The sequence below is a fragment of the Companilactobacillus hulinensis genome (assembly GCF_003946555.1).
Classification (GTDB): domain Bacteria; phylum Bacillota; class Bacilli; order Lactobacillales; family Lactobacillaceae; genus Companilactobacillus; species Companilactobacillus hulinensis.
The window spans coordinates 1-6,741 of the sequence record NZ_RHOO01000039.1 but is presented as its reverse complement, the minus strand read 5'-3'; the positions used below and the strand labels follow the sequence as shown (position 1 = coordinate 6,741).

The following is a 6,741-nucleotide window of genomic DNA, read 5'->3' as shown; positions in this document are numbered from 1 at the left end:
GTTTTAGGCTGGAATACTGCCATTGATTCATTTCGTGGATATTTAACAAAGTGTTCGGATTAAACTTGCAATCTCTCAATAACAAAACTATACATACATGCTTTATATCCATACATTTCAAAAATCAAATCCAATACTATCGACATTTGAACATGTTTTGCCTGACTAGGATTATCCTTAATAAATCGGATTGTTTCCAAGGGAAACTCTAAATCTGAATTCAAGTCATTCCAAAGATCATAAAATTCATTCAAAACATTAGCTCCAGTCAAGGTGTCCAAATCCAAAATTTCTGATTCATCGAGTTCAATCTCGGCAGACATCACAGCCCCATCATCAGGGGATTTCATATTCCCCCACCATTCTGCGGCATCTGGATCATTAACGAAAAAATATACGCCATTTCCCAACCAGTGATTAATTTTGGACTGTGATATAAATTCTCGATTATCTAGAATATTCAAAGCATTCTTCATAGACGTTCCGTGGTAGATGACAAATTTCATAGTTACTACAAACCAACTTTCAATATTATTAACCAATCTCAACTAGTTAATAGTATCGCACGTATGTTCGTATCACAACAACTTACATAATATACAACAATTTAGTTACAAAACAATTACTCAAATAATAATTCAAACCTATTTAATATAATAAGCAAATTGACGTAATCAAGATTAGTAACTAATATAGTTTAATTACAACAAAATCATTCTAAGGAGAGCGTATGTTCATTCACATATACTTAATGATTGCTGCACCCGTACTAATCGCTACTTGGTTGTATGCCAGACATTGTTTGAATCGCAAAATCAGCCAGATCAACCAGAATTGGGAACTTTACTTGAACGTTATTTTGAAAGACCTCGAGTATCAAGTTACCTATGCGCCAGCCATAATAATTATTTGCGTAATTTTTATTTTCAACATTATTACTAATGCCCCTTATCTCAAAATAAGAATGGATTATATCTACGTCTACATTCTTACTATACAAATTATCTTGAATGCCATTAAAATATTCATTACTAAAAAGCTCTAAAAAAACGACTATGCAAAATTAATTGTATAGTCGTTTTTTGAATTTTAAACCTTAAACACCCAGCGAGTACCATTCGCAAGTTTAACCGATAACCAATTCATCAACTTAGCGAAGAATAACTGACGTACCAAATCGATCACAGTGCATGTGATATAAACTCCGGCCGCAATCAGAATCCCCATTCCAACTGAACTTGCCAACGTCTTATATTGTGCATTATTAACTGCCGTCCACAAGGCTAAGCGAATAACCACATTATCGTGAATCAAATACACACCCAAAGTTGCTGAAGATATCGTATTAATGAATCGGTTACTTCCCAGTCGCCAATCCTTTGCTAACAAGAATAATGAGAATGATGCCAAGACAATGGGTAATTTGTTTTGGAAAATAAAGAAGATAGCGTAGTTCATGAAGAACTGATTAGTCTTCCCCATGATATTCAAATCAGCCACCAACAATAGTGTTACTGTGACTGACCCGAAGAATATCAACCGTAACGCCGTTTTACTAATATGCAGATCATAATTTCTCATAAAACCAGCTGCCAAATACAAGTATAAGAACCAAGCATAATCACTGTACCCAGCCAACTTCAAGTTAGAAACAGTCGGAATAATTACCCAAATAAATGTTAAGAATGACAATAGGAAGACATACTGTCGTCGTGTTAAATGATGAATCATCACATTCATAAATGGCGATAAACAGAGCATGAACAAGAACGCATTAACGAACCAATATTCCAATGGTATCGGGAATATTAAGTGAATGATATTTATCTTACTTAGATATGGACTACTGCGATCGAAGAACCAGAATATCGCCAGTACCACATACGAATAGAACAACGTTTCCAGTAATGTCCGATAAATTCGTTCAAGTTTAAAAGTCTTATTAACCAAGAAATAAGCACTGATCAAAACGAAGATATTCACCCCCACCTTACCAAAGGATGTGACAAGATTGAGTCCGACCTTTTGCCATGAAAAGGTCCCCTCGAAGAATGTTCCATGGATCCCGTAATGATGCAGTACAATTAGAAACATGCTGATAATTCTTAGCAATTCAAAATTCGATTGTCGTTGTTTCATATATAATCCCCCATGAGCCTAATTATAAAACAAAAAGACGACCTCGTGATTTTTATTACGAGGTCGTCTACTATTTTACATGAGTTTTTTCGTTGTTAGCCAACACCTGCATACCTATAACGGAATGCCATTTATCTGATTTTTTCGTCTTCAGCAGACACCTACGTACCAGCAAAGGCACGCTAATTATCTAATTTTATAGATGCTCATCCATCTCAATATCTATTAGTCAAAATACCATTTCATTCAATCAATTAAACACACCATCACGATCATCACGTAAATCAGATAATTCATCAATAACCTTCTGGTATCTATCTTCTGGAATACGTTTATCTCCCGCTTCATATCGCTTAAATCTGTCCAAAGATATGTTCAATGCATCGGAAGCCTCTTTTTGTGACAAGTTCAATTCCCTTTCAAGTCGTCTGATCTCGAGTGACAAGTCAAACTGCTTAGATGCCATAGCACGTTTCAAATAATCATTGTCGGCAATAAGGGAAGAAGTTGAAAATTCATTTATTCTCAATTGAATCATCCTTTCAAGTCGCATACTCATACCAAAGTCTCCACTTAAAATGGTAACATTTTACTTTGTAAAGTTCATTTACATAGCGAGTTTTTCGTGTACGAATTGTCTGGATAAGAAAACACCTGAATTTATCAGAAATCAGGTGCAACAATTATAAATATTATCCAATGATTTATGTACTTACATCTCAGTGTTCTTCAACAACAATTCTTCCTTATGCTCACGAACATAAGCTTTGAACATTGGATCAATAAATCTCCATGAATTACGGTCTTCACTTGTAAGAACATCAAACTTTGAGCTCTTCAATTGAGTCAAAGCAGGACTTATAGAATTAGGTCCCTTATCACTATCCTTACGAAGTTTATTTACAGATTTCAAAATATCTTGAATTGTCATAGTAGTTCTATCATCGTTAGCCATAACATACAATACATAATTTCTTACCGTTGTTTTGGTTCCTGTTTTATTCTTAGCGTTGTTCAACTTTGAAGCATAATCCAGTTCATTAACCTCAAATATTTCGTGAATAGCCTCTGAAATATACTCATCTTTGATAATTGGGCTGCTGTTATCAACTGCCGCATAGCCAGTCTTTTGGCCTAACTCATGCACTACTTTACCTATTCCACTTGAAATATAGGCTGTTTTATTAATTTGATTGTCTGTACTTTCAAGTTTTGCCCTATCCCAACCGTTCTTAATAATTTCACTACTTTCGTCCGCATTCAGATAAGGAACCGATATTGTTGCAAGACGACTCTTTAATGATTGCACATCGTGCCATAATTGTTCCGCAGTACTAGCAATACCCACAAAAATTATTTTGGCGTATGAATCATCATAATTAACGGCATCATCAGACATATTTTTGGCTATTTCAGACAATCTTATTCTTAGATTAGCAGCTTTTTCAGTTAAATTTTCCATATCATCAACTACTAATACTGTATTACGTTTAAACAAGGCTTCTTCTAATATTGAGAAATCATCTGTTCCAGTATACTTTTCGACAACATCCTGTGTAGTAGTCCTATTTTGCCCTTCCAAATTAGCATTAAACCAATTAAAAACTTTTATACCACTCGATCCTTTAATATTATCTTCATTAGTCTCAATTGTTTGAATTTGACGAGCTAAATTCAATTTGTTAGCAACATCAGCTATGAAACTATCCAGTGTCGTTGTATTTGTCATGCTAACTCTGACACTATTAGTTCCATACTGATCTCTTAACTTCTCCAAATTGTCCAACACCATACTAGTCCTACCGGAACCAGTAGGACCATAGACCAATACTTGTCTACCCTGTTGTGAGAATTCGCGAAATATGGTCTTGTCCAAAGTACCACGACCAACATAATTTCTTGTTGCAGGTTTACTGGGTGTGAACCACTTTGCCAGTTCCAACTCAGCTTTTGTACCATTCCAAGCCATCTTTCGTCCCTCCATTTACACTTTAGCTAATTTTATCATCAACGGTCGAGTAATGGGACAAGTATCCTTCGTATAAAAAGACGTCTTTAAAAGATAATTAATTGTCACTGGCCACAGTCAGATCTCTTAACGAAGATATTTTTTGTTCGGTATTCCTACATTCCTTACAATGCTTACGGAATTTATGTGAATGAAACTCATAATTAATGTGTGCATGATTATGTCCTGGAGCTACATCCAAGAATAATGTGATTACATAAGTTCTTCGTAACTTCTTAAAATGAAAGAATCCTTTTTGATCATCACTACCTCGATCCACAAAGGAGAATTTAAGTGTCCGCCACTTCTTTCGATTATTCATTATTTCATCTTTTTTAACAATATTTGTATCTGTAATTTCTTTATCATATCCTGCCAGATAGTCCAATAGGAATGGTGGTAAAACCCATAATGTAGCGGTTGAATGCTGTTCAACAATCTTCCTATTACTAAAGGACTTTTTGTTGACAAAACTAATCTCATGACTATCTTTACAGAACTTAGTATACTTATCTATCCCATAATCAAAGCAATTCTCCAGTATCAAATGATCATCACTATTATTAGTAACAACAATTTCATACCCCCTAGATTTACCTTTAGTAGTTTCCTCGTAGTCACGCAAACCTATACCAAGATTAGAGTCCTTAGCGTCCCGAAATGCAAATATAGCACCCAAAAAGCCTAACGCTGTTGCCACTACATTGGCCCAATCAGCCACGTTACCAAAATCCATCTTAATCCCCCCATATTCAACATGTATTATGAAAATAATTATACATCTGAATATGTGAAAAAAATTATTGATTTAAAGCAAATAGTCCTGAATACGTTGGTATTCAGGACTATTTGCTACATACGACACATTAGGACTAATTCACAATCATAAAAAGTATTAATAATTCCCACTATATTCTTCACTAGAACCACTACCGTCAGAATAACCAGTGTCAGAACTAGCACCTGAATCAGAACCGCTATCAGATCCAGTATTAGTACTTGAGTTAGAACCAGTTCCAGAACTGGCACCAGTACCATAACCAGTACCTGATCCCGTTCCAGTAGTAGAACTTGAGCCAGTGCCATAACTAGAACCAGTACTTGTTCCGTATCCTCGACTAGCCCCTGTTGTTCCAGTAGTAGAACTGCCAGTACTACCAGTTCCAGCACCGACACCACTTGATGAGTTAGAAGAACCTGATACAGATGAACTTGTTGAATTAGAAGTTCCATAAGAATTCACCGAACTTGTTGAACTCGTATCGTCATTAGAACTAGTATCCTTAGCTTCTGACTTCGAACTCTTCTTCTTCACATTAGTAAGATAAGCAGCATTACCAGTCTTAGCATGCTTCAATCCCAATCCCTTACGGATAATATTTGTAACACGCTGTAACTCCTTCTTACTCATGACTTCCATACTTTGTTCCTTGATCGACTTACCAGTACCCTGCAAGTGGTCTTGAGAAACATTCTTAGTTGCCTTGCGATAATCCGTAGCGATAGCTCGCAAATTATCAAAAGTTAAGTCCGTCTGAGTCTGACTAGAAATAGAATCAATGAACTTCTGGTTCAATAACGTCGAAACAGAACCAGACTTATGAATAATTGCCGTTAATACAGCACGTTGACGTTTCTGCCTACCATAGTCACCGTCTGGATCATCATAACGCATCCGTGAATAACCGAGCGCCTTCTTACCATTCATATGAGTCTTCTTACCCTTAGTGTATGTGAATCCCTCATACTTGAAGCTCATCGTTGGCGTAATATCCACACCGCCAATTTCATTCACAACCTTCTCCATACCACCCATATTGATGAGCGCATAGAAGTCGATAGGAACATTCAACATCTTCTCCACAGTCTTAATGCTAGTTTCAGCTTGACCAAAAGTATAAGCCGCGTTGATTTTAGCTGGAGAATCATCTTTATAGCCAGGAATATTCACAGCCGTATCACGAGGAATACTAGTCATGGTTGTCTTGTTGGTAGAAGGATTGATCGTAATAACCATCATACTATCAGTCCGCCCCTTGTAATCACGCCCCAAAGCACCAGTATCCGTACCCATTAATAGAATCGAAATTGGCTTCTTCTCACTAAGTTGCTTACTAACATCCCGTTCCTTAGTAGCACCTGACGGCTTGAAAGAACTGTTAACAGAATCCTTCACATCACGATACCTAGACATCCCATATGCAGCACCACCGAATACCAGTAACAACAAGAAAATTAGGAACGTGTTCCTTAGTGGATGACTCTTTTTATTTCTATGTGGCATAGCTTCCCCCTATAATACAAAATCCCTTTGAAATGCATCTTCTATTTATATTTTGATATATGTTAATTATATCTTTAATGGTTGGTTTTCTCACTATTATATAGTAGAAACTGGGGTAAAAAAATAGTCTAGAACTCGTGGGGAGTCCAGACTTAATATTTTATGAATATGAACAGTACCACCGTAATAAGTATTAATAATTCATTTAAGTAGATCATTTAAATTAAATTCATGGCAAATTTTATAATCAAGTTAGCCACTTGAGAAAAACTGAATAAAAAAACACCAAGACGAAAAAATCAGGTATCAT

General features: G+C 35.9%; 6 protein-coding genes and 1 pseudogene. 1 reads left to right on the top strand and 6 read right to left on the bottom strand.

The annotated features are described in order from the left end of the window. Positions 1 to 59 precede the first annotated feature (59 nt). Positions 60 to 506, bottom strand: a complete 447-nt coding sequence (locus EKM66_RS12275) for a hypothetical protein (protein ID WP_125765009.1) — start codon at positions 504 to 506, stop codon at positions 60 to 62. A 224-nt stretch (positions 507 to 730) separates the two neighbouring features. Between EKM66_RS12275 and EKM66_RS12270 the strand changes: the two genes are divergently transcribed. Further along, a complete protein-coding gene (locus tag EKM66_RS12270) occupies positions 731 to 1,045 on the top strand; it encodes a hypothetical protein (protein ID WP_125765007.1) in 315 nt (104 codons plus the stop codon). A gap of 44 nt (positions 1,046 to 1,089) precedes the next feature. On the opposite strand, the gene EKM66_RS12265 is transcribed toward EKM66_RS12270, so the two are convergent. From EKM66_RS12265 to EKM66_RS12245, 5 genes and pseudogenes are all read right to left on the bottom strand, one after another. Beyond that, positions 1,090 to 2,139: an acyltransferase gene (locus EKM66_RS12265; protein ID WP_125765005.1), complete on the bottom strand. Its 1,050-nt coding sequence runs from the start codon at positions 2,137 to 2,139 to the stop codon at positions 1,090 to 1,092. 250 nt (positions 2,140 to 2,389) lie between these two features. Next, on the bottom strand, positions 2,390 to 2,698 hold the full coding sequence (locus tag EKM66_RS12260) for a hypothetical protein (RefSeq protein ID WP_164505148.1): 309 nt from the start codon (positions 2,696 to 2,698) through the stop codon (positions 2,390 to 2,392). A 153-nt stretch (positions 2,699 to 2,851) separates the two neighbouring features. Beyond that, positions 2,852 to 4,108, bottom strand: coding sequence for an ATP-binding protein (locus EKM66_RS12255; protein WP_164505147.1), 1,257 nt, complete (start codon positions 4,106 to 4,108; stop codon positions 2,852 to 2,854). Between the two features lie 97 nt (positions 4,109 to 4,205). Next, complete coding sequence (locus EKM66_RS12250; RefSeq protein ID WP_125765000.1) at positions 4,206 to 4,883, bottom strand: hypothetical protein; 678 nt, start codon at positions 4,881 to 4,883, stop codon at positions 4,206 to 4,208. A 600-nt stretch (positions 4,884 to 5,483) separates the two neighbouring features. Next, a pseudogene (locus tag EKM66_RS12245) lies at positions 5,484 to 6,431 on the bottom strand (LCP family protein); the annotation flags it as partial. Between the last annotated feature and the right edge of the window lie 310 nt (positions 6,432 to 6,741).

What these genes read in the sequence shown, in the direction of transcription:
- EKM66_RS12275 (WP_125765009.1), bottom strand. Translation starts at nt 506, where the DNA reads ATGAAATTTGTCATCTACCACGGAACGTCTATGAAGAATGCTTTGAAT.
- EKM66_RS12255 (WP_164505147.1), bottom strand. Translation starts at nt 4,108, where the DNA reads ATGGCTTGGAATGGTACAAAAGCTGAGTTGGAACTGGCAAAGTGGTTC.
- EKM66_RS12265 (WP_125765005.1), bottom strand. Translation starts at nt 2,139, where the DNA reads ATGAAACAACGACAATCGAATTTTGAATTGCTAAGAATTATCAGCATG.
- EKM66_RS12270 (WP_125765007.1), top strand. Translation starts at nt 731, where the DNA reads ATGTTCATTCACATATACTTAATGATTGCTGCACCCGTACTAATCGCT.
- EKM66_RS12260 (WP_164505148.1), bottom strand. Translation starts at nt 2,698, where the DNA reads ATGAGTATGCGACTTGAAAGGATGATTCAATTGAGAATAAATGAATTT.
- EKM66_RS12250 (WP_125765000.1), bottom strand. Translation starts at nt 4,883, where the DNA reads ATGGATTTTGGTAACGTGGCTGATTGGGCCAATGTAGTGGCAACAGCG.